The organism is Streptomyces sp. NBC_01077 (assembly GCF_045162855.1).
Classification (GTDB): domain Bacteria; phylum Actinomycetota; class Actinomycetes; order Streptomycetales; family Streptomycetaceae; genus Streptomyces.
On the sequence record NZ_CP108669.1, the window covers coordinates 3,294,533 to 3,314,581 of the forward strand.

Below are 20,049 nucleotides of genomic sequence, written 5' to 3' on the forward strand. Positions count from 1 at the left end.
GTTGCGCCCTCCGCAACGCTCGTTGCGACTGACGCTCGTCGTGGGCAGGATGACGCCCATGACGAGCGTGTTCGACCTTGCCCCGGGAGCCTCTCCCGTCCCTGTCGTCCCGGTGGTCGTGATCGACGACGCCGCCGACGCCGTGCCCCTGGCCCGGGCCCTGGTGGCCGGCGGGCTTCCGCTCGTCGAGGTCACCCTGCGCACCCCGGCCGCGCTCGACGCCGTTCGCGCGATCGCGGCCGAGGTGCCGGACGCGGTCGTCGGCGCGGGGACGGTCGTCTCGGCGGCGGGGGTCGCGGACGCGGTCGGCGCCGGGGCGCGGTTCCTCGTCAGCCCCGGCTGGACCGAGCGGCTGCTCGGCGCGATGCGGGAGTCGGGGGTGCCGTTCCTGCCGGGAGTGTCGACGACCTCGGAGGTCGTGGCGCTGCTCGAACAGGGCGTGGAGGAGATGAAGTTCTTCCCGGCCGAGGCGGCCGGCGGGATCCCGTACCTGAAGTCCCTCGCGGGACCCCTCCCCCAGGCCCGCTTCTGCCCGACCGGCGGCGTCTCCCTCGCCTCCGCCCCCGGCTACCTCGCCCTGCCGAACGTCGGCTGCGTCGGCGGTACGTGGATGCTGCCGTCCGACGCCGTCGCGGCCCGCGACTGGGCGCGGGTGGAGACGCTGGCGCGGGAGGCGGCGGCGCTGCGGGGGCCCGTCGGCGGGTAGGACCGCCTGGTGCGGCCCCTCGCGCCGCCTCTTGCCGCTCCGTGCCCTGCCCCCGCCGCGGCCCTGCCTGGCCCGGGCTACCGCAGGTGGGAGGTGTCGTTCAGGAGCCGTACGGACGCGTTGCCGTCGGCGTAGTAGGCGACCGCCGAGATCGACGCGGCCGACAGCTCCATCCGGAACAGCGACTCCGGCGGGGCGCCGAGCGCGAGCCGGACCAGGGTCTTGATCGGCGTGACGTGGGTGACGAGGAGAACGGTCCGGCCCGCGTAGGCGGCGGTCAGCCGGTCCCGGGTCGCGGCGACGCGCCGGGCGACGGTCGCGAAGCTCTCACCTCCGCCGGTGGGCGCGGCCTTCGGTGAGGCGAGCCAGGCGTCGAGGTCCTCGGGGTGACGCTCCCGCACCTCGCCGAACGTCATCCCCTCCCAGGCACCGAAGTCGGTCTCGCGCAGCCCTTGCTCGATGCGGACGTCGAGCCCGAGGCGGGCGGCGACGGCGGCGGCGGTCTGGCGGCAGCGGGTGAGCGGCGAGCTGACGATCTCCTGGACAGTGCCGCGCGCGGCCAGCGCCTCCGCGACGGCCTCGGCCTGCCGGAGCCCGGCCGCCGAAAGCTCGGGATCGGTCCCCCCGCTCCCGGAGAACCGCTTCTCGGGCGTGAGCGCGGTCTCGCCGTGCCGCAGGAGTACGAAGGTGGCGGGCGCGCTCATGTCGGGCCCCCCGGACCAGCCTTGACCGGGGGCGGCAGGGGCGGCCGTGGTGGCGGGAGCCGTGGTGGCGGCGGCCGCCTCCGCCTCGAAGTCTCCCGAGGCCGAGGTCCCGAGGGCCTCTTCGGCGGCGAACAGGCCGTCGTCCGTCCCTTCGTCGGTCCCCTCGGCGGAGTCCGACGCGTCCGAAGCCGTGCTCGGCCAGGCTCCCGTGCCCGTACGGCCTTCGGCGGTGCCGGGTCCGGTGGCTGTCGCCGTTCCGGAGGTTGCCGTCGGCCGCGGCGCGAGCGCCGCCCTCGCGCGGGCCGCGCCCGCCGTCGCGTCGCCCGGAGGGCCCGACGGGGGCAGGGCCGCGGCGTTGCGGGCGGCCGCGGCGTCCAGACCGGCCGTCGAGTCGGACGGCTCCCACTGGCGGCCCCGCTTGCCCGCGTCCATCGCCTCGTTCGCGAGCCGGTCCGCGTGCTTGTTGCGCTCGCGCGGGATCCACTCGTAGCGCACCTGGGCCGCCGGGAAGACCCGGCCCGCCTCGGCCGCCAGCGGCTTCATGTCCGGGTGCTTGATCTTCCAGCGGCCGGACATCTGCTCGACGACCAGCTTGGAGTCCATCCGGACGTGGACGGTGGCGTCGGGGAACAGCGCCCGCGCCGCCTTCAGGCCCGCCACCAGGCCCTTGTACTCGGCGACGTTGTTCGTCGCCACGCCGATGTACTCGGCCGCCTCCGCGAGCGTCTCGCCCGTCACGGGGTCCAGGACGACCGCCCCGTACCCGGCGGGCCCCGGGTTGCCCCGGGAACCCCCGTCGGCCTCGACGATCACCTCACGCGAAGACGGCGACGGCATTACAGGCCGGACTCCGACGTGCGGACGAGGATCCGGTGGCAGTTCTCGCAGCGCAGGACCTCGTCCTTGGCGGCGGCACGGACCTCGTTCACCTCGGTGATGTTGAGCTCGATGTGGCAGCCCTCGCACTTGCGCTGGTACAGCCGGGCCGCGCCGACGCCGCCCTGCTGCACGCGCAGCTTCTCGTACAGCTTCAGGAGGTCCGCCGGGACGGTGCCCGCGACGAGCTCGCGCTCCTTCTCCACGGACGCCTCCTCGGCGTCGAACTCGCCCTCGGCGGCGTCGCGGCGGGCGGTCGCGTCGTCCGTCTTGGCCTGGACGGCGGAGACCCGCTCGGTCAGCTCGGCGAGGCGCTCCTGCACGGACTCGCGGCGCTCCATGACCTCGAGGACGATCTCCTCCAGGTCGCCCTGGCGCTTGGCGAGCGAGACGAGCTCGCGCTGGAGGTTCTCCAGGTCCTTCGGGGAGGACACGGCGCCCGAGTCGAGGCGCTGCTGGTCGCGCGTGGCCCGCTGGCGGACCTGGTCGACGTCCTGCTCGGCCTTGGTCTGCTCGCGGCCGCAGTCGCTCTCCTCGGTCTGCGCGGCGACGAGCAGGTCACGCAGCTGGGTGAGGTCCTTGGTCAGCGACTCGATCTCGGCGTGCTCGGGCAGCGACCGGCGCTTGTGCGCGAGCTGCTGGAGGCGGACGTCGAGGGCCTGGACGTCGAGGAGGCGGATCTGGTCGGCGGGCGCGGCGTTCAGTTGGGGGCTCCAGGGGAGGTGTGGTGGGAGGACCAGGGGTCGGTGACCGTCTTCGAGACGTGGACGCGGAGGTCCCAGCCGTGGCGGTCGGAAATCTCGTCGAGCTGGGCGGCGGCCTGCTCGCACCAGGGCCATTCGGTGGCCCAGTGGGCGGCGTCGACCAGGCCCAGAGGTGACTGCTGCGTCGCCTCGGAGACGGGGTGGTGGCGCAGGTCGGCGGTGAGGAAGGCGTCCACGCCGGCGGCCCGTACGGCGTCGAAGAGGCTGTCGCCGGAGCCGCCGCTGACGGCGACGCGGCGCACGGTCATGCCGGGGTCGCCCGCCACTCGGATGCCCTGCGCGGTGGCGGGCAGCCGCTTCGCCGCGCGGGCGGCGAACTCGGCGAGGGTCTCGGGGTGGTCGAGCTCGCAGATCCGGCCGAGGTTGTTCTCGGGCACGAGGGGGCCGGTGACCCGGAGGTCGAGCGCGCCGGCGAGGGCGTCGGAGACGCCGGGGTCGGCGGTGTCGGCGTTGGTGTGCGCGACGTGGAGGGCGATGTCGTGCTTGATGAGGCTGTGCACGACGCGGCCCTTGAAGTGGCCGGCCGCGACGGTCGTCGTCCCGCGCAGATAGAGCGGGTGGTGGGTGACGATCAGGTCGGCGCCGAGGGCGATCGCCTCGTCGGCGATCTCCTGGACGGGGTCGACGGCGAAGAGCACACGGGTGACCTCGGCGTCGGGGTCACCGCAGACGGTGCCGACGGCGTCCCACGACTCGGCCCGCTCTGGTGGCCAGAGGGCGTCGAGCGCGGCGATGACTTCAGACAGGCGGGGCACGAGGAAAGGCTACCTGGCTGCCCTGTGCGCCTGTACCGGCGCCGCTTTCGCGGAGGTGGCGGGGTGCCCGTCGGGGTTGCTCGACGAGGGGGTCGCGGTGGTCACGGCGAGTGGCCCCGGGCCGGTCGCGGTGGTCACGGCCAGCGACCCCCCGCCGGTCGCGGTGGTCACGGCCAGCGATCCCCCGCCGGTCGAGGGGATCACGGCCAGCGACCCCCGGCCGGTCGCGGTGGTCACGGCCAGCGACCCCCCGCCGGTCGAGGGGATCACGGCCAGCGGCCCCGGCTGGTCTCGGCGAGCCACCCCCGGCGTCGCCGCTCGGCGCCAGGGGCCGCTCCTCCACCGGTTGCTTCTTGTTACTTCTTGACGAGGTAGCCGTGCAGGTCGTCGAGGACCATGTTCGCCGCCGTCACGCCGAGGCCGAGGTACCAGGTCTCGTCCGGGACGTCCTTGGCCTGGCCGGCCTTGACGGCCTTGAGGTTCTTCCAGAGCGGGTTGGCCTGGGCGGTGTCCCTCTTGGTGGCCTTGGCCTCGCCGTACACGCCGGTGAAGATCCAGTCGGCGTCGGCCTCGTCGATCTTCTCGGGGCTGATCTCGGCCGCGAGCTCGTTGATCTGCTGGTTCTTGGGCCGCGGCAGGCCGGTGTCCTCGAGGATGGTGCCGATGAAGGACGCCTTCGCGTAGAGGCGGATCTTGCCGGGGAGGTAGCGGACCATCGAGATGGTCGGCTTGTCGGCTCCGATGTCCGTGCCGAGCTGCTTCGCCTTGGTCTCGTACGCGGCGAGCTTCTCCTTCGCCTCGGCGGTCTTGTCGAGCGCGGCGGCGTTGAGGAGGTAGTTCTCCTTCCAGGTGAAGCCCGGGCGGATGGAGAACACGGTCGGCGCGATCTTCGACAGCTCGTCGTACTTGTCCGCGGCGCGCAGCTGGCTGCCGAGGATCAGGTCGGGCTGGAGGTTGGCGATGGCCTCCAGGTTGAGGTTGTTGATCGTACCGACGGACTTCGGGGTGCCGGCGTCCTTCTTGAGGTAGGCCGGGATGCCGTCGTCGCCCTCGGAGGGGGCGTAGCCGACGGGCTGGATGCCGAGGGAGACGACGTTGTCGAACTCGCCGACGTCGAGGACGACGACCCGCTTCGGGGCGGCCTTGAGCTCGGTCGTGCCGAGGGCGTGCGTCAGAGTGCGCGGGAACTGGCCGGCCTTGGCGTCCGTGCCCATGGCCGCGGTCTTCGCGGCAGCGTCGCCGAAGTCCTTGCCGCCGGTGGCGACGTCCTTCTTCTTGGTCGTGTCCTCCTTCTTGGAGGCGTCGGATCCTCCGTCGCCTCCTCCGCAGGCCGCGAGCGAGAGCGCGGCGGCGAGGGCGACGACGGCGGCGGTGCCGCGGCGGCGGAAGGACATGAGAAGGCTCCTGTACGGGTCCTGGCGGGGATCGGGGCGCGACCGGCCGGAGCAGGGGATTCCGGTCGGGGGGTCTCCGACCGGAGCCACAGGCTCCATTTAGGTTCGCCTTACCTTACTCACCACCGGAAACTCCAGCACACCCGCCCCTCACCCCTCAGCCGAATCGCCGCAGAGCCACCCTTATGTGTGAAGTGACCCTGCTCGTGTTGTTCGGCTGGAAGTGCGAAAACTAGCTTCGTGGCCGGAGGTGACGAGTCGATGACAGCGTGTGCCATCGAGACCACGGCCGAGGACGACGACCGCGACGGGGAGCGCCCCGGGCGCGGCGCCTGGCCGACGGGTTTCACGATCACGGCGAACGGCGCGTACGCGGCCAGGCTCGCGGGCGACGGGGACGCCCTGTACGTGGAGAGGTGGACGCTCGACGGCCCGGAGCCGTACGCCGTCCCGCTCCCCCTCGACCAGCCGGAGGAGCCCGGCACCCAGCTGCTGCCCCTCGCCGACGGCCGGGTCCTGGTCGCCCGCCGCGTGGACGGGCGGCGGAACACGTTCTCGCTGCTCTACCCCACGGGCCCGGCCACCGGGGAGCTCCGGCTCGGTGCCGTGGAGGCCCCGGGCTCCGAGCACCTGGTGCTGCTGCCGCCGTCGCCGGACGGCATCTGCGCGTACGCGATGTGCGTCGGCCCCGACACGACCACCCTGTGGCTGGTCGCGGGCGGGGCCTTCGGTCCCGAGCAGGTGGCGGAGGTCAAGGGCCGCTGCACGGGCGGGGTGTGGCTCGACCGTACGGGCCGGATGCTCGCGCTCGACCGGCGTCTCGACGACGGGCCGGTGAAGGCGGTCGCCGTCGACCTGGAGCGGGGCGGGGAGGTGACGCCGCTGCTGCAGATCACCGAGGACAGCAACGACCGGCTGCTCCTCGCGGACCCGGACAGCGGGCTGCTGCTGATCCGCTCCGACGCGCCGTCACCGGGGCACGACCGGCTCGGCTGGGGCGTGCTCGGGAGTCTGCTGCCGGTGCGGTTCCCGGAGTGCCTGCGGCTCGACGACGCGGCGGTGACGCCGTTCGCCGTCCAGCCGGGGCAGGTCCTGATGCCCGAGACGTGCGCGGTGGCACTGCGGATCGACGCGGCGGGCGGCAGCTGGGTGGGCACCTGGCAGCCGATGGCCCGTCGGATGGGCCAACTGGCCGCACCCGTGGGGTGGCTGGCCGGGGCGGGCCTGTGGACGGCCGGGGGCGTACTCCGGCTGCCGTACGCGACGGCCGGGGCGCCGTGCGGGCTCGCGGACGTGGAGGCTCCGCCGGAGCCCGGACCGGGGTCGGAGCCGGTGGCGACGGCGGTCGGGGCGGCGGTCGCGGTGGCGGCCGAGTCGGTCGTCGAGGAGCCCCGGGTGTGCCGTCCTGTGCCGTTGCAGCAGGCGCCTCTCACGGACGGGAAACCCGCTGGCTAGAATCTCGGGCTGCACAGCAGGACCGATGTCAACGGGGTGAGTTCGACCATGTCGGAGAACAGCAATGACGGGCAGGAGCCGAACGGCTCCGGCAAGCACCGCGGTGAGGCCGCGCCGACGGAGGACTCCGCGTCCTCCCCGCACGGCCGCCACCGCCGCGAGCCCGTCGCGCAGTAGAAGCGGCAGGAAGTAGCACGAAGCAGTACCAGGTTGGGCGAAGGGCCCCGGGTCACCCCGGGGCCCTTCGTCTTCCCCACCATCCCTCCGGCCGGGCCGCACCCCGGCCGGTGGAAACCCGCCGAGGCCCGGTGCGGCCCCGGCCTCAGCCCTTCTTCAGGCCGAGGACCTCCGACGCCGCGAAGGTCTCGCCAGCCGGGCGGGACGCGTAGTGCGGGGTCAGCAGGCCGTCCAGCTCCTCGTACGTGAACGCCTCCTTGGCCGTGTCGAACTTCGCCGCGACCTTGGGCCGGTCCACGACCGCGACCATCCCGCCGTGGACGACGAGCAGTTGGCCGTTGACCCCGGCCGCCGCCGGGGAGGCGAGGTAGCCGACGAGCGGCGCCACGTGCTCCGGGGACAGCGGGTCGAGGTCGCCCTCGGCCGTCGGCTCGGCGAAGCCCGCGAAGACGTCCTCGGTCATACGCGTCCTGGCCCGGGGGCAGATGGCGTTGGCCGTGACCCCGTACCGGGCGAGCGCGAGGGCCGACGAGGTCGTCAGGCCGACGATTCCGCCCTTGGCCGCCGCGTAGTTGGGCTGACCGGCCGAACCGGCGAGGAAGGCCTCGGAGGAGGTGTTGACGATCCGGCCGTACACGCCGGACTCCCCCGCCTTGGCCCGTCCACGCCAGTGCACCGCCGCGAAGTGGGTGGTGTTGAAGTGGCCCTTGAGGTGGACCCGGATCACCGAGTCCCACTCGTCCTCGCTCATCGAGAAGACCATCCGGTCGCGCAGGATGCCCGCGTTGTTGACCAGGACGTCCAGCTTGCCGAACTCGGCCACGGCCAGGTCGATCAGGGCCCGCGCGGCCTCGAAGTCGGAGACGTCGCCGAGGTGCGCGACCGCCCGGCCGCCCGCCGCGCGGATCTCCGTCGCGACCTCCTCGGCGGGCGCGGCGGAGGCCGCCCCCGAGCCGTCGCGGCCCGGCTGCCCGTAGTCGTTGACGACGACGGCGGCGCCGAGCCGGGCCAGTTCCAGGGCTTCGGCGCGACCGAGTCCCCGGCCCGCGCCGGTGACGATCGCACTCAGTCCCTCAAGAGGGAGTGACATCTGTCGCGGTCCTCTCAGATCTCGATGCAGGTACGGAGCGCGGCACCGGTCCGCATCTGCTCCAGGGCCTCGTTGATGCCCGCGAGCGGCACCCGGTGGGTGATGAGCGACTCCAGGTCGATGCGGCCGGCCCGCCAGAGCGCGATGGCCCGCTCGTACGAGCGGAGCACGTCCCCGCCGCCGTACATGGAGGGCAGGATCCGCTTCTCGTCGAAGAACAGCTCGAACATGCTGAGCTGGAGGTAGTCGTCGAGGGCGCCGGCGCCGACGACGCAGAGGGTGCCGCCGCGCCGGGTGTTCTCGTACGCGGTACGGGCGGTGGCGGACCTGCCGACGACCTCGAAGACGTAGTCGAAGCCCTCGCCGCCGGTGATCCGCTGCTTGGCGTCGGCGAGCGCGTCCGGGGCGACCGCCTCGGTGGCGCCGAAGCGCAGCGCGGCCTCGCGACGCGACTCGACGGGGTCGACGGCGATGATCTGGGCGGCGCCCTGGAGCTTGGCGCCCTGGATCGCGGAGATGCCGACGCCTCCGCAGCCGATGACGACGACCGACGAACCGGCCTCCACCTTGGCGGTGTTGATGGCCGCACCGAGGCCGGTGGTGACTCCGCAGCCGATGAGGGCGGCGATGTCGAAGGGCACGTCGTCGGGGATCGGGACGGCGCAGCCGGCGTCGACGACGACCTCCTCGGTGAAGGTGCCGGTGCCGGCGAAGCCGAAGACGTCGCCGCCGGGGCGCTTGAAGTTGGGCGTGCCGGCGTTCATGAACCCGGCGAGGCAGAGCTGGGTCTGGCCGCGCTTGCAGGCGGGACAGCTGCCGCAGGCGGGCAGCCAGCAGAGCAGTACCCGCTGGCCCTGGTCGAGTCCGGTGACGCCGTCGCCGACGTCGAGGATCTCGCCCGCGCCCTCGTGGCCGGGGATGAAGGGGGCGGGCTGCGGGAGGACGCCGCTCATCGCGGAGACGTCGGAGTGGCAGAGACCGGTGGCCCGGACCCGGATCTTCACCTTGCCGGGCCCAAAGCCCACCGCCTCGACGTCGTCGACGACTTCGAGCTTGTCCTGGCCGATCTCGTGCAGTACGGCTGCGCGCATGGTGCGGCTCCCTCCGGTATGGGTCTACGAGTGCCGGGCTGGATCTACGAGTGTTCGACGAGGGTTTCGGCGAGGACGGGTGCGTCGTCGCGCTCCACTGCCGTCACGGTCACCTGGACGCGGCCCTCGTCGGCCCACATCCGGATGCGCAGGGTCTCGCCGGGGAAGACGATCCCGGCGAATCGGGTGCGGTACGAGCGGACGCGGGCGACGTCTCCGCCGAGCATGGTGTCCACCACCGCCTTGAGGGTCATGCCGTACGTGCAGAGTCCGTGCAGGATGGGCCGGTCGAAGCCGGCGAGCTCGGCGAACTCGGGGTCGGCGTGGAGCGGGTTCCAGTCGCCGGAGAGCCGGTAGAGGAGCGCCTGGTCCTCGCGTACGGGTCGCTCGACGGCCTTGTCGGGCTCGCGGTCGGGGAGTTCGAGGCGTTCGGAGGGTCCGCGGTCGCCGCCCCAGCCGCCCTCTCCCCGGACGAAGATCTGCGCGTCGCTGGTCCACAGCGGGCCGTCGTCGTCGGCGACCTCGGAGCGCAGCACGAGGACCGCCGCCTTGCCCTTGTCGTGGACGGCGGCGACGCGGGAGGTGGTGACGGCCCGGCCGGCGACGGGGACGGGGCGGTGGAGGGTGATCGACTGGCCGCCGTGCAGGACGGCGGTGAGGTCGATGTCGATGCCGGGGGCGGAGAGCCCGCCGACGACGCCCATGCCGGCGCCCGCGACGGTCGCGAAGCTGGGCAGGACGTGAAGCCGGGATTCGAGGGTGTAGCGGAGCTCGTCGGGGTCGGTCGCCGGGGTGCCGGCGCCCAGTCCCAGGTGGTAGAGCTGGACGTCCTTGTGGTCCCAGGAGATCTCGGCGCTGCGGGGTTCGGCGGCGACGGCCTTGGCGGGGTCGATGGGCATCGGGCTGCTGCTCCTCGTGGCGGTGAAGACCTCGGCGCGGCCGTCCGCACCGTCGGCCGCACCGAGGCCGTGCGGGGACCGTCCCGTACGCGCCGTTCTAGAACGCGTTCTAGGTCGGTGATCCCCATGTATAGCCGAGGCGGGGAGACTTGGGAACCCTCCCGGCAGCCGCCACCTGACGGTACGTCAGGAATGCCTCCCGGTACATTTGTCACGGCCAGGTCCGTACATGTACGCCTGCCCGGCGAGGCTCCCGCTTCGTAGCGTCGTACCCATGACGAAGGACCTCACGAACGAACCCGCGGTCGCCTTCCGGGCCGCGACCAAGACATTCGGCACCGCCGGCCGCGCCGTCCGCGCCGTCGACGGGATCGACCTCACCGTCCCGCGCGGCGAGACCGTGGCCCTGCTCGGCCGCAACGGCGCCGGCAAGTCCACCACGATCGCCCTGCTCCTCGGCCTCGACGAGCCCGACAGCGGCCGGGTCGAGCTCTTCGGCGACACCCCGGACCGCGCCGTCGCCGCCGGCCGGGTCGGCGCGATGCTCCAGGAGGGCCGCCCGGTCCCCCGGGTCACCGTCCACGAGCTGATCACCTTCGTGGCCCGGACCTACCCGGCACCGATGCCGGTCGCGGAGGCCCTGGCGCTCGCCGGTCTCACCGAGCTCGCCGGCCGCCGGGTCGACCGGCTCTCGGGCGGTCAGACGCAGCGGGTCCGGTTCGCCGTCGCGCTCGTCGGGAACCCGGACCTGATCGTCCTCGACGAGCCGACGGCCGCGCTCGACGTCGAGGCGCGCCAGGAGTTCTGGGACTCGATGCGGGGCTACGCGCGCCGGGGCAACACCGTGCTCTTCTCCACCCACTACCTGGAGGAGGCCGACGCGCACGCGGACCGGATCGTCGTCCTCGACTCCGGCCGGATCCTCGCCGCGGGTACCAGCGAGGAGCTCAAGCGGGCCGCCGGCGGAAGCCTGGTCTCCTTCGACCTGGCGGGCAGCCCGACGGAGTGGCTCGGCCTGCTGCCCGGGGTCACCTCGTACGAGGTGAGGGGCGACCGCGCCCGGCTGCGCACCGGGGATTCCGACGGCACCGTACGGGCGCTGGCGGAGCGGGACGCGATCCGGGGCCTGGAGGTCGCCCCGGTCTCCCTGAACGACGCCTTCCTCACCCTGACGTCCCCCACGACCCTCGGAACCCTGGAGGTGGCCCGATGATCGCCTCGTACGTACGGCTCGAAGTGCGCCGGACCCTGCGCGACGCCGGTTTCGTGATCTCGACGATCGGTGTGCCGGTGATGATGTACCTCCTCTTCACCAACCTCGGCGGCGGGGACGACGGCGGGTACAAGAAGGCCGCGATGGTCGGGATGGCGGCGTACGGAGCACTCGGCGCCGCGCTCTCCCTCGGTACGGGCGTCGCCGAGGACAAGTCCACGGGCTGGCTGCGGCAGTTGAGGATCACCCCCATGACACCCCGGCAGGTGGTGGCGGGCCGCGCCCTGACCGGATCGGTGGTGGTCCTGCCGGCCATCGCGGGTGTGCTCGTCGCGGGCGGGCTGGCCAACGGGGTGCGGATGGCGGCCTGGCAGTGGATCGCCGTCGCCGTCACGCTCTGGCTGGGCTCGCTGCCGTTCACGCTGCTCGGCCTCGGCAACGGCTACCGGCTCACGGCCCAGACGACCGGAGTCGTGAACGTCGCCTGCAATCTGGGGCTGGCGGTCGTCGGCGGTCTGTGGTTCCCCGTCGTCCTCTTCCCCGACTGGCTGCGCACGATCTCGGAGTTCACGCCGACGAACCGTCTCGCGGAGCTCGGCGTGGCGGTGACGGAGGGGACGGCGCCGGGGGCGGCGACCCTGGCCGTACTGCTCGTGTGGGCGGCGCTGTTCGGCACGTACGCGGCGGTCTCGTACCGTCGTTCGGCGAGGACGGTATGAGGGGGCGTGACGGGCATGAGGGACATGACGGGGGCGGACGTGTACGTGAGGAGACGAACGTGATGGGCAGCTGGCGGCGGCTCGCGGCGACACGGGCCCGGGAGCGGTCGGATCAGGGCCCGAGCGGGCTCAGCCTCCTCCCGTGGCTGCTCATGGGCGTGGGCGCGTTCTCCCACCTCCTCGGCGGCGAGGCCGCGAACCCCTGGATCGGCGGTCTCGGCCTCTTCACCTTCAACACGCTCTACATCGCCATCGTCTTCCGCTCCTTCCACCCGGGCAGCCGGGAGACGCCCCTGACCTGGGGACTCCTCGGCTCCCTCGGCGCGCTGACCTTCGCGCTCGCCATCGGCTACGGGAGGGAGTGGCTGTTGCTCTTCCCGCTCCTGGGCCTCGCGGTCGGGGCGGTGGTGCGACGCGGGAAGCTCCTCACCCGGATCACCTTCCCGCTGGTCCTGGCGGTCGGAGTGGTGACCTTCTGGAAGGACGACTGGGACTCGATCGGCGTCGTGTACGGCACGTTCATCTCCGTGATGGTGACGGCGGCGATCCTCGCCCTGGACGAAACGGTCCGGCAGCTGCAGGCGACCCGGGAGGAACTGGCCAGGGCGGCCGTCGAGAAGGAACGGCTGCGGTTCTCCCGCGACCTGCACGACCTGCTCGGTCACACGCTCTCGGTGATCGTGGTGAAGTCGGAGGTCGTACGCCGCCTGGCACCGCACGACCTCGACGCGGCCCTCGCCCAGGTGGCGGACATCGAGTCGGTGGGCCGGCAGGCGCTCACCGAGATCAGGGAGGCCGTCACCGGCTACCGCGAGGGCAGCCTCGCCACGGAGCTGGACCGGGCGCGCGACGCCCTCTCCTCGGCCGGCATCGAACCGGTCGTACGCCGCTCGGGCCCGCTCCTCGAACCGCAGACGGAGGCCCTCCTCAGCTGGGTGGTGCGGGAGTCCGCGACGAACGCGGTACGCCACAGCGGCGCGTCCCACTGTGTGATCGCCCTCGACGGCACCGCCGACCGGGTCCGCCTCACGGTCACCGACGACGGGCGGGGCGCCTTCACCGACGACGGGCGGGGCCCTGCCGTCGTCGGTGGGGTATCCCCGGGAAGCGGCTTGCAGGGGCTGCGCGAGCGGGTCGCGGCGGCAGGCGGCACTCTTGAGTCGGGACCGGCTCCACAGGGCGGGTTCCGGGTCACCGCGGAGCTCCCCGTGGAGACCCCCGGCCCGCACGAGGGGGAGCCGACGACATGATCCGACTGCTGCTGGCGGAGGACCAGGGCATGATGCGCGGGGCGCTGGCCCTGCTGCTCGGGATGGAACACGACATGGAGGTCGTCGCGCAGGTGGGCCGGGGCGACGAGATCGTGGACGCGGCGCTGCTCGCCCGGCCCGACGTGGCCCTGCTCGACATCGAGCTGCCGGGCCGGTCGGGACTCGACGCGGCGGCGGACCTGCGCACGGAGGCCCCGGACTGCCGGGTCCTGATCCTCACGACCTTCGGCCGCCCGGGCTACCTCCGCCGCGCGATGGAGGCGGGCGCGGCCGGCTTCCTGGTGAAGGACGGCCCCGTGGAGGAACTCGCCGAGTCGATCCGCCAGGTCCTCCGCGGTGAGACGGTCATCGACCCCGCCCTCGCGGCCGCCGCGCTCGGCGCGGGGCCGAACCCCCTGACGGCCCGCGAACGGGACGCCCTGGCGGCCGCGGTGGACGGCGCGACGATCGCGGACATCGCGACGACCCTCCACCTCTCGGAGTCGACGGTCCGCAACTACCTGTCGTCGGCGATCGGCAAGACGGGCACGCGCAACCGCATGGAAGCGGTCAGGGCGGCCCGTCAGCAGGGGTGGCTGTAGGCCGGGGCGTCTACAGGCCCTCGATCGCCGCCGCCCGCTGGGCCTCGAAGTTCTTCACGTACGCGTCGAAGACCGTCGCGTCCTCGTACTTGAGCAGCGTCTCGTCGTTGTACCTGAGCGCCGTCGTCGTGTAGGTGTGGCTGCCGGTGAAGACGATCTTCTTGTTCACGCCGCCGTAGTACGTGCCCTCGACCAGCAGGTACTTGGTGTGGGAGTCGGAGCCGCCGCGCTTGTCGTTGTCGAGCTGGTGCAGGGTGATGCAGCCCTTCCCCGTCACCGGCCTGGTCAGCCAGTTGGCCACCTGCCCCATGGGCTTGTCGTCGGCCGTCCAGTTGTCGAGCGACCGGTAGACGATCTCGATGTCGCACCCGGCGTTGGCGAGTTCCCACAGCTTCCTGGCCACCTCGGTGCGGGTGGTGTGGCCCTGGGCGATGCGGATCTTCGTACGGCCGTCCGTCGTGCCGACGCCCGGGGAGTTGCCCCCGCAGGAGTCCGCGGTGCCGACCGGCGCCACCGTCGCGAGGATGTTGACGACCGTGTCGGTGCTGGAGCGCGGGAAGAAGTAGACCTTCGCCTTGCCCGCCTGGGTGTCGTGCGCGTAGTCCGCGACCTGCGGCGTCTGCCCGATGGCGGCTGCCGCCTGGTCGTCGAAGTACCGCGTGTACGCGTCGAACAGTTCCGTGTTGCCGGCGATCGTCAGCGCGTCGTTCCACCAGTCGTCGAGGTCGTTGCCGGTGAGGTTCCCGGAGGACTGCACCACCACGTCGTCGACGAAGGTGTCGCCCTTGCCCTTGGTACGGGAGAACAGGAAGAACTTGTTGTGGTTGACGTTGTCGTACGTGCCGTTCGGGTCCGCCTCCGTGGTGCCCGGGTCCAGGGCCAGGCAGGCTTCCCCCTCCTTGCAGCCGCGGACCCAGGAGTCGGGGCTGCCCGCCGGGTCCGCCAGCCGGCTCTTCAGGGTGTCGAGCCCCGTGGACTTGCTGTCGTTGTCGACGACGACCTGGACGGCGACGCCCCTCTTGTGGGCGTCGCCCAGCTTGTTGGCCAAGTACACCGACTGGAACAGGTACAAGGAGATCCGGATGGACGACCCCGCCTCCGCGCCGTCGACGAGGTCCCCCAGGTGGTAGAGGATCCGCCCCCTGGCGGCGGCGTCGGTGCTGTTCGGCTCGTTGAAGAGAGCGCCGGTCGTGACGGCCAGGACCGGTACCGCCGAGGCCGAGGGCGCGACCAGCAGGGAGGCGCCGACGGCCAGCGCGGTCGCGGCAGTTCTGAACTTGCTCTTGATCGATATCACGCGGGCATTGTCACCCGCGGCGCGGACCGCTCACTTCGAGGGCTGTGCGGGCTGTGCGTGCTTGGCCTGCTTCGGCAGCCAGAGGAACATCAGCAGCGCCGCCCCGATCAGGACCCCCGTCGACGCGCGGAAGGCCATCGCATAGCCCGGGACCAGCGACGACGGGTCGGCCGCGCCGGAGGTGACGACCGCGGGGGTGGCCGCCGCGGCGACCGTGGAGAGGATCGCCAGGCCCAGGGCACCGCCCATCGTGCGCGAGGTGTTGACCAGCCCCGAGACGAGACCCGCGTCGGACGGGGAGGCGCTGGAGGTGGCGAGGGTGGCCAGCGGCGTGGTGGCCAGGCCGAGCCCGGCCATCATCAGGATGCCGGGTCCGAGGATCGTCCCGAGGAAGGTGCCGTCGGCCGTGAGCGTCGACTGCCAGGCGAAGCCCGCCGCCCCGATGAGGGCGCCGAGGACGGCGAGGTTGCGGGCGCCGATCGTCGGCATCAGGTGCGGGGCCAGCTTGGAGCCCAGGATGACGCTGAGGGAGCTGGGGACCAGGGCGAGGCCGGCCTGGATCGGGGTGTACGCGAGGACGCTCTGCGCGTAGTTCGTCATGAAGAACCACATGCCGAAGGAGCTCGAACCGCACAGCAGGATCGCCACGTTGGCCGCCGTCACCGCGCGCGTACGGAAGATCTTCAGCGGCATCAGCGGCTCCGCCGCGCGGGCCTCAACCGCCACGAAGACCGCGAGGAGTGCCAGGCCGCCGAGGAGGGTGAGGAGGGTCTCCGGGGCCGTCCAGCCCGCCTCCTCGGTCTGGACGATGCCGTACGCGAGGGTGGCGAGACCCGCGGTGACGAGGACCGCGCCGGGCAGGTCGAGGCGGCGGCCCGCGCCCGTGCGGGACTCGCGGAGCCAGAGCAGCGCGCCCGCGAGGACGAGGACGCCGATCGGCACGTTGATGAGCAGGACCCAGCGCCAGGACAGCAGGTCGACGAGGAGGCCGCCGACGAACCCGCCTGCCGCGCCGCCCGCCGCACCGACCGCCGTCCAGGTGCCGATGGCCCTGGTCCGGGCGGCTCCGGCGGGGACCGCGCCGGTGACCAGGGTCAGCGTGGCGGGCGAGAGGACGGCCGCGCCGAGGCCCTGCACGGCGCGGGCGGTGACGAGTTGCCAGCCTTCCTGGGCGAGGCCGCCCGCGACCGAGGCGGCGGTGAAGAGCCCGAGACCGAGCAGGAACATCGCCTTCCGCCCGTAGAGGTCGGAGGCCCGTCCGCCGAGCAGCATGAAGCCGGCGAAGGCGATCGCGTACGCGTTGAGCACCCATTGCAGGCCGAGTGCCGAGAGTCCGAGGTCGGTCCGCATCGACGGCAGCGCGACGTTCACGACGGAGACGTCGAGGACGACGAGGAACTGGCCCGCGCAGGCGGTCAGGACGACCGCCCAGGCGCGGGGCGTGGGTAGGGAACGGGTGGCGGGGGTCGTCCGTGCGGAGTCGGTCTGCGGCATGAGTGTGATGGTCGCAGACCGCATCCGCCCCGTACATGGGGATGAGGTCCTACGCTGGTCCTACGCCCTGCGGAGCAGTGTCACCACCGCCGCCCCGCCCAGGCCGATGTTGTGCGCGAGCCCGACCCGCGCCCCCGTCACCTGACGCGCGCCCGCCTCGCCCCGCAGCTGCCACACGAGTTCCGCGGCCTGCGCCAGGCCCGTCGCGCCCAGCGGGTGGCCCTTGGAGATGAGGCCGCCGGAGGGGTTCACGACCCAGCGGCCGCCGTACGTCGTGGCGCCGGACTCGACGAGTTTGCCGGAGGCGCCCTCCTCGCACATGCCGAGCGCCTCGTACGTGAGGAGTTCGTTGATGGAGAAGCAGTCGTGGAGTTCGATCACGTCGACGTCCTCGATGCCGAGTCCGGAGCACTCGTACACCTGCCGGGCGGCGGCCCGGGACATCGGGCGACCGACCGCGTCGATGCAGGAGCCCGAGGCGAAGGACTCCTCGGTGTCGGTGGTCATGGCCTGCGCGGCGATCTCCACCGCCCGTCCCCGCAGCCCGTGTTCGTCGACGAAGCGCTCGGAGACGACGAGGGCCGCCGCCGCGCCGTCCGAGGTGGGCGAGCACTGGAGCTTGGTGAGCGGCCGGTGGACGGTCTTCGCGGCGAGGATCTCGTCGACCGTGTAGACGTCCTGGAACTGGGCGTTGGGGTTGTTCACCGAGTGCTGGTGGTTCTTGGCGCCGACGGCCGCGAGCTGCACCTCGGTCGTCCCGTACCGCTCCATGTGCTCGCGGGCCGCGTTGCCGAAGATCTGCGCGGTGGGCGGGCTCGCTTCGAAGCCGTGGCCGGCGGCCATGATCCCGTAGTGCCGGGCGACGGGGGACGTCGCGAAGTCACCGGAGCCCGATCCGCCGCCGAGCGCGCCCCGGCTCATCTTCTCGAAGCCGAGGGCGAGGACACAGTCGGCGATGCCGCCCTCGACGAACTGGCGGGCGGTCATGAGGGCGGTGGAGCCGGTGGCGCAGTTGTTGTTGAGGTTGTAGACGGGGATGCCGGAGAGCCCGAGCTCGTACACGGCGCGCTGTCCTGCGGTGGAAGCCTGGAAGCAGTAGCCGACGGCGACCTGCTCCACGCGCGCGTAGGGGACGCCCGCGTCGGCGAGGGCCGCCGTGCCGGCCTCCCGGACCATGTCCCAGTACTGCCAGTCCCGGGTCTCGGGCTTCTCGAACTTGGTCATCCCGACACCGACGACGTACGCCTTGCTCATCTTCGGTTCCCCCTCAGTCTCGCGGCAGGCCGAGCAGGCGCTCGGCGACGACATTGAGCTGTACCTGTGTGGTGCCGCCCGCGATGGTGAGGCAGCGGGACATGAGCAGGCCGTGGACGGCCCGTTCGCCGGGGCCCTCGCGCACGGCGCCTTCGGGGCCGAGGAGTTCGAGGGTGAGTTCGGCGAGTCTCTGCTGGTGGAGGGTCTGGACGAGCTTGCGGACGCTGGCGCCCGCGCCGGGTTCGAGTCCGGACACCTGGAGCAGGGTGGTGCGCAGGCCGATGCACGCGAGCGCGTGCGCCTCGGCGAGGAGGGCCCCGATCCGTACCCGTACGGAACCGTCCTGCTGTGCGGCGCGCTCGATGAGCGCTTCGAGGCCGGTGTCGAAGGCGACCTGGTCGGCCATGTGGACGCGTTCGTTGCCGAGGGTGTTGCGGGCGACCCGCCAGCCGTCGTCGACCTCGCCGACGACGGCGTCGGCCGGGAGGATCGCGTCGTCGAACCAGACCTCGTTGAAGAGGGAGTCCCCGGTGATCTCCTTGAGCGGCCGTACGTCGATCCCGGGGGTGTTCCGCATGTCGACGAGGAAGTAGGTGAGGCCCTTGTGCTTGGGGGCGGCCGGGTTCGTACGGGCGAGCAGGATGCCGTGGTGGGCCCACTGGGCGGCGCTCGTCCACACCTTCTGGCCGTTGATCCGCCAGCGCCCGTCCTCGGTGCGCTCGGCGCGGGTCCGGAGGGAGGCGAGGTCGGAGCCGGCGCCGGGCTCGGAGAAGAGCTGGCACCAGAGGCGTTCGCCGCGCAGGGTCGGGCCGAGGTGCGTCTCCTGCTGCTCGGCCGAGCCGTGGGCGAGGAGGGAGGGGACGACCCAGGCACCGATCCCGAGCCCGGCGACGGTGATCCCGGCCTCGTCCAGTTCGCGCTGGACGGCGAGCTGCTGGAGGGGCCCGGCACCGAGTCCGTACGGCTCCGGGAGGTACGGGGCCGCGTAGCCGGTGGGGGCGAGGGCGCGCCGGGCGGCGGCCGGGTCGAGTCCGACGGCGGGGGCGACGGCCTCGCAGGCCGCGCTCCTGTACGGGTCGGCCTCGGGCGGCAGGTCGAGCCGGAGGCCGCGCCGGACGCCGTCGGAGGCGTGCCGGAGGGCGGCGAGCCGGTGCCGGTCGCCGGTGCCGAGGAGCTGGCGGGCGACGAGGGCGCGGCGGAGCAGCAGGTGGGCGTCGTGCTCCCAGGTGAAGCCGGTGCCGCCGAGGATCTGGACGCAGTCCTTGGCGCAGCTGAACGCGGTGTCGAGGGCGGTGGCGGCGGCGAGCGCGGCGGTGAGGGAGCGGGCGTCGTCGTCCCCGGCCCTGGCGGCGTCCCAGGTGAGGGCGCGGGCCTGTTCGAGGCGGACGAGCATGTCGGCGCAGAGGTGTTTGACGCCCTGGAACTGTCCGATGGGGCGGCCGAACTGTTCGCGGGTGCGGGCGTGTTCGGCGGCGGTCTCGACGGCGCGGGCGGCGGTGCCGCAGGCGTCGGCGGCGAAGAGGACGGCGGCGAGGTCGTGGACGAGGGCGGTGTCGAGGGCGAGTTCACGGGCGGCGGGGACGTGACGGGCCCGGGCGGTGATCTCGGCGGTGGGCCGGGTCGGGTCGGCGCTCTCGTGGGGGCGGACGGCGAGGCCGTCGGTGTCGACGGCGAGCCAGACGCTGCCGTCGGCGGTGGCGGCCCACAGGAGCACGAGGTCGGCCTGGGCGCCGCCGGGGACGGGGGGCGCGGCACCGTCGAGGAGGTGGCCGCTCGCGGTACGAACGGCGGTGAGACTGCCCGTACCGCCGAGCGCGACGGCCGCGATCCGCTCTCCGCTCGCGATCGACGCGGCCAACTCCCCCTGCCCGGCCCGGTGAAGAACCTCGGCGGCGAGCACGGAGGGCAGGTACGGTCCCGGCAGCAGCGCCCGCGCCGCCTCCTCGACGACGACGACCAGGTCCCCGAGGTCGCCGCCCCCTCCCCCGTACTCCTCGGGAAGGTGGAGCCCGAGGAGCCCCTGCTCGACGGCGGCGTCCCAGTACGCGGGCCGCCCGACGGCGGTGCCGGGGACGTCGAGGTGCTTGCGGACTTCCTCGGGGGGTACGGCGCGGGTGAGCCAGCCCCGGACGGATCGGGCGAGCTCCCGCTGTTCGTGCGTGATGGCGATGCCCATGCGCGGCAGACTAGAACACGTTCCATTCTGACGGAAGGTCAGATGTCGATCGGATCCTGGGCCCGGTCCCACGTCCGGGTCCGGGTCTGGGTCCGGGTCCGGGCACAGGTCCACGTCCGGGCACAGGTCCACG

19 protein-coding genes are annotated in these 20,049 nt (G+C 72.9%); 7 read left to right on the top strand and 12 right to left on the bottom strand.

Annotated features, from left to right (window positions below; translation table 11 throughout):
• Nucleotides 1–58: 58 nt before the first annotated feature.
• Nucleotides 59–706 (top strand): bifunctional 4-hydroxy-2-oxoglutarate aldolase/2-dehydro-3-deoxy-phosphogluconate aldolase, encoded by a 648-nt coding sequence (eda, locus tag OG462_RS14695; RefSeq protein ID WP_406057884.1) that lies wholly within the window; start codon nucleotides 59–61, stop codon nucleotides 704–706.
• A 77-nt stretch (nucleotides 707–783) separates the two neighbouring features.
• Here eda and OG462_RS14700 read toward each other — a convergent pair whose 3' ends face one another.
• The 5 genes from OG462_RS14700 to OG462_RS14720 all read right to left on the bottom strand — a co-directional run bounded on the left by OG462_RS14700 (nucleotide 784) and on the right by OG462_RS14720 (nucleotide 5,199).
• Nucleotides 784–2,247, bottom strand: coding sequence for a bifunctional RNase H/acid phosphatase (locus OG462_RS14700; RefSeq protein WP_406057885.1), 1,464 nt, complete (start codon nucleotides 2,245–2,247; stop codon nucleotides 784–786).
• Nucleotides 2,247–2,990 carry a zinc ribbon domain-containing protein gene (locus OG462_RS14705; protein WP_406066539.1) on the bottom strand — a complete coding sequence of 248 codons (744 nt, stop codon included), beginning with the start codon at nucleotides 2,988–2,990 and terminating at the stop codon, nucleotides 2,247–2,249. Before OG462_RS14705 ends, OG462_RS14700 begins: the two co-directional genes overlap by 1 nt.
• Nucleotides 2,987–3,805 carry a Nif3-like dinuclear metal center hexameric protein gene (locus OG462_RS14710; protein WP_406057886.1) on the bottom strand — a complete coding sequence of 273 codons (819 nt, stop codon included), beginning with the start codon at nucleotides 3,803–3,805 and terminating at the stop codon, nucleotides 2,987–2,989. The genes OG462_RS14705 and OG462_RS14710 overlap by 4 nt, the downstream gene beginning before the upstream one ends.
• 9 nt (nucleotides 3,806–3,814) lie before the next feature.
• A complete protein-coding gene (locus OG462_RS14715) occupies nucleotides 3,815–4,042 on the bottom strand; it encodes a hypothetical protein (RefSeq protein WP_406057887.1) in 228 nt (75 codons plus the stop codon).
• A gap of 119 nt (nucleotides 4,043–4,161) precedes the next feature.
• Entirely contained in the window at nucleotides 4,162–5,199 is a 1,038-nt protein-coding gene (locus OG462_RS14720; RefSeq protein ID WP_406057888.1) for an ABC transporter substrate-binding protein, read from the bottom strand.
• A 261-nt stretch (nucleotides 5,200–5,460) separates the two neighbouring features.
• Between OG462_RS14720 and OG462_RS14725 the strand changes: the two genes are divergently transcribed.
• Complete coding sequence (locus OG462_RS14725) at nucleotides 5,461–6,654, top strand: hypothetical protein (protein ID WP_406057889.1); 1,194 nt, start codon at nucleotides 5,461–5,463, stop codon at nucleotides 6,652–6,654.
• A gap of 48 nt (nucleotides 6,655–6,702) precedes the next feature.
• Nucleotides 6,703–6,831 (top strand): hypothetical protein, encoded by a 129-nt coding sequence (locus OG462_RS14730; RefSeq protein ID WP_406057890.1) that lies wholly within the window; start codon nucleotides 6,703–6,705, stop codon nucleotides 6,829–6,831.
• A gap of 145 nt (nucleotides 6,832–6,976) precedes the next feature.
• Here the strand turns inward: OG462_RS14730 and OG462_RS14735 are convergent, their stop codons facing one another.
• Genes OG462_RS14735 through OG462_RS14745 form a run of 3 tightly spaced genes read right to left on the bottom strand, consistent with a single transcriptional unit; the run spans nucleotide 6,977 to nucleotide 9,911 of the window.
• Nucleotides 6,977–7,921, bottom strand: a complete 945-nt coding sequence (locus tag OG462_RS14735; RefSeq protein WP_406057891.1) for a 3-oxoacyl-ACP reductase — start codon at nucleotides 7,919–7,921, stop codon at nucleotides 6,977–6,979.
• Between the two features lie 14 nt (nucleotides 7,922–7,935).
• Nucleotides 7,936–9,012, bottom strand: coding sequence for a Zn-dependent alcohol dehydrogenase (locus OG462_RS14740; RefSeq protein WP_406057892.1), 1,077 nt, complete (start codon nucleotides 9,010–9,012; stop codon nucleotides 7,936–7,938).
• 44 nt (nucleotides 9,013–9,056) lie between these two features.
• A complete protein-coding gene (locus tag OG462_RS14745; protein WP_406057893.1) occupies nucleotides 9,057–9,911 on the bottom strand; it encodes a MaoC/PaaZ C-terminal domain-containing protein in 855 nt (284 codons plus the stop codon).
• Between the two features lie 274 nt (nucleotides 9,912–10,185).
• Here OG462_RS14745 and OG462_RS14750 point away from each other — a divergent pair, with 274 nt between their 5' ends.
• The 4 genes from OG462_RS14750 (at nucleotide 10,186) to OG462_RS14765 (ending at nucleotide 13,695) form a co-directional block, all read left to right on the top strand.
• The gene (locus OG462_RS14750) at nucleotides 10,186–11,124 is read left to right on the top strand and encodes an ATP-binding cassette domain-containing protein (RefSeq protein WP_406057894.1); all 939 of its coding nucleotides are present in this window, start codon (nucleotides 10,186–10,188) and stop codon (nucleotides 11,122–11,124) included.
• On the top strand, nucleotides 11,121–11,843 hold the full coding sequence (locus OG462_RS14755) for an ABC transporter permease (protein ID WP_406057895.1): 723 nt from the start codon (nucleotides 11,121–11,123) through the stop codon (nucleotides 11,841–11,843). The genes OG462_RS14750 and OG462_RS14755 overlap by 4 nt, the downstream gene beginning before the upstream one ends.
• A 62-nt stretch (nucleotides 11,844–11,905) precedes the next feature.
• Entirely contained in the window at nucleotides 11,906–13,093 is a 1,188-nt protein-coding gene (locus tag OG462_RS14760; RefSeq protein ID WP_406066540.1) for a sensor histidine kinase, read from the top strand.
• Nucleotides 13,090–13,695, top strand: a complete 606-nt coding sequence (locus tag OG462_RS14765; RefSeq protein ID WP_406057896.1) for a response regulator — start codon at nucleotides 13,090–13,092, stop codon at nucleotides 13,693–13,695. Before OG462_RS14760 ends, OG462_RS14765 begins: the two co-directional genes overlap by 4 nt.
• A gap of 10 nt (nucleotides 13,696–13,705) precedes the next feature.
• On the opposite strand, the gene OG462_RS14770 is transcribed toward OG462_RS14765, so the two are convergent.
• Genes OG462_RS14770 through OG462_RS14785 form a run of 4 tightly spaced genes read right to left on the bottom strand, consistent with a single transcriptional unit; the run spans nucleotide 13,706 to nucleotide 19,916 of the window.
• Nucleotides 13,706–14,992 carry a phospholipase D-like domain-containing protein gene (locus OG462_RS14770; RefSeq protein WP_406057897.1) on the bottom strand — a complete coding sequence of 429 codons (1,287 nt, stop codon included), beginning with the start codon at nucleotides 14,990–14,992 and terminating at the stop codon, nucleotides 13,706–13,708.
• Between the two features lie 30 nt (nucleotides 14,993–15,022).
• Nucleotides 15,023–16,486 (bottom strand): MFS transporter, encoded by a 1,464-nt coding sequence (locus OG462_RS14775; RefSeq protein ID WP_406057898.1) that lies wholly within the window; start codon nucleotides 16,484–16,486, stop codon nucleotides 15,023–15,025.
• A 60-nt stretch (nucleotides 16,487–16,546) separates the two neighbouring features.
• On the bottom strand, nucleotides 16,547–17,740 hold the full coding sequence (locus OG462_RS14780) for a lipid-transfer protein (RefSeq protein WP_406057899.1): 1,194 nt from the start codon (nucleotides 17,738–17,740) through the stop codon (nucleotides 16,547–16,549).
• A 13-nt stretch (nucleotides 17,741–17,753) separates the two neighbouring features.
• Nucleotides 17,754–19,916 (bottom strand): acyl-CoA dehydrogenase, encoded by a 2,163-nt coding sequence (locus OG462_RS14785; protein ID WP_406057900.1) that lies wholly within the window; start codon nucleotides 19,914–19,916, stop codon nucleotides 17,754–17,756.
• Nucleotides 19,917–20,049: the final 133 nt, after the last annotated feature.